The organism is Anaerostipes sp. (assembly GCF_018381315.1).
GTDB lineage: Bacteria > Bacillota > Clostridia > Lachnospirales > Lachnospiraceae > Anaerostipes.
Genome location: NZ_JAGZSD010000054.1, coordinates 1 through 1,637, shown reverse-complemented (window position 1 = coordinate 1,637; position 1,637 = coordinate 1). Strand labels below are relative to the sequence as shown.

At 42.5% G+C, this 1,637-nt stretch carries 2 protein-coding genes and 1 pseudogene; all 3 read right to left on the bottom strand.

Features of this window, described 5'->3' with window-relative positions; all coding sequences use genetic code 11:
- Positions 1–367: 367 nt before the first annotated feature.
- On the bottom strand, positions 368–754 hold the full coding sequence (locus tag KH180_RS16675; RefSeq protein ID WP_055080834.1) for a hypothetical protein: 387 nt from the start codon (positions 752–754) through the stop codon (positions 368–370).
- Between the two features lie 266 nt (positions 755–1,020).
- Positions 1,021–1,434 (bottom strand): hypothetical protein, encoded by a 414-nt coding sequence (locus KH180_RS16670; RefSeq protein WP_002566031.1) that lies wholly within the window; start codon positions 1,432–1,434, stop codon positions 1,021–1,023.
- Between the two features lie 38 nt (positions 1,435–1,472).
- Positions 1,473–1,637, bottom strand: a pseudogene (locus KH180_RS16665) (helix-turn-helix domain-containing protein); the annotation flags it as partial.

Genomic DNA, 1,637 nt, shown 5'->3' with positions numbered 1-1,637 from the left:
TTGTTGTCCGGGGTTTCCAAAGGGGCTTGCCCCTTGGCACACGACTTTGCTTGCAAAGTGTAGTGTGTTATACGCTCTGTCGGCGTTGCTGCGAAAATGAGGTTGCCGCCGGGTCGGGCAAGGGCATTTGAAGCAGCAGGAAAACAGGGCTGTGATTGCGTGTCGTGGAGCCGCAAGCGCAGGGCTGGTTTCGTCAGCAGACAGGGCGTATATGAAAGCCCCCGTTCCTCGTCCCACGCCGGACTTCGGGACAAAATGTCCCGAACTTGTGGACACACTCACAAAAAGCAAACAGATTTTTCTCTCAAAATTGGAATGGGCGGGGAAGCCATTTTAGGGCTTTGCTATCTCCCTGATAAATGAGAAGTTAAGTTTCGTCCATATATATTTTTACCTCGATGTATTCATGATTTCTTGCATAAGCAAACGACGCTGATTTTCTGATATAGTCAAATATATTTTCGTCTAAATCTTCGTCCCATGTTGTTTCGCTGAAAATTTTATTTTCAGCGGTTGGCTTATACAAGATGACTACATGGATTTGATAAAACTCTTCATCATCATTTGAAAACTGTCGAACTAATGAAATTTGAAAAAATGGTTCTTTTGAAAAAGCAGTAAATGTTCCGGTTTCAAATAAAACCATATCTTCTTCAAGCGGTGTGCTGCACATCTGCTCAAAAACATCAACTATTTCTTCCACAGACATTTTATCCGTTATCTTATCTTCTAAAAACTTAATCAAGTTCTCCATTGATTTTCCTCCTGTAAATTCTTATTTATTGTTCTCTACTTCCGTCCCCGCTGTGGATTTGGATTTTTCAGCAAATCTGACTTATCAGTTCTTAGAAATGGGCGGGATGCCATTTTAGGGCTTTCCCGCCTTGATTGCCCATCAGCAAAGGCGGGCGGGGCTGTCAATGGCGGCGCATTTGTGCGCCGTTCATCTTGACCGTTGACTGGCTCGGCTGGCTTTGCTATTTTCCCGGTAAGTGAGAATGGGAATAGGTATGTATCATATTATTTTATCATAATTCCATCTGGCAAAATAATATCGCCATCATCTCCACTCACATCAAAAAATCCAACCTTGTGTTTTTGAGCTAAACTACGCATAAGTTCATACGCCTCGTCTGCCACCGACCAAGAAAACGCAGCGTAAATTACATTATACCCAATACTGTAATCAACCATATGCAACTCCAAATTTTCATCGTCATCAAGAGCATCGTCATTCGGTGCATATTCCCCATTCATGGGCGGGAATTTTTCTTTCATTTCCATAAACCAGTTTTGTAAAGCCGGAGAAGAAACACTAATCGTTTGGTAATCATGTTCTTCCTCCCATTCCATTTGCTTTTCATACCATGCCATAAACTCTTTTTTTGTGGTAGGTGCTTTTGTTCTCTCAAAAACCATCAAATCATAACTCATATTGATAACTCCTTTCAGATTTCTTGTTTATCGCTCTCTTATTTTCTCCCCCGCTGTGGGTTTGGATTTTTCAGCAAGTCCGACTTCTGTGCAATCTTTTTCAGCCACTTCTTTTCTTCTTCGGACAGCTTCTTCAAATTCAATTTGAGCCGCTTACAGATAAACGCCAAAGCCGCTTGCTCCGGGTCGCTGTCTGGGCTGGC

Excerpts from the sequence above, each read along its gene's own strand:
- KH180_RS16670 (WP_002566031.1), bottom strand. The coding sequence starts at position 1,434 with ATGAGTTATGATTTGATGGTTTTTGAGAGAACAAAAGCACCTACCACA.
- KH180_RS16675 (WP_055080834.1), bottom strand. The coding sequence starts at position 754 with ATGGAGAACTTGATTAAGTTTTTAGAAGATAAGATAACGGATAAAATG.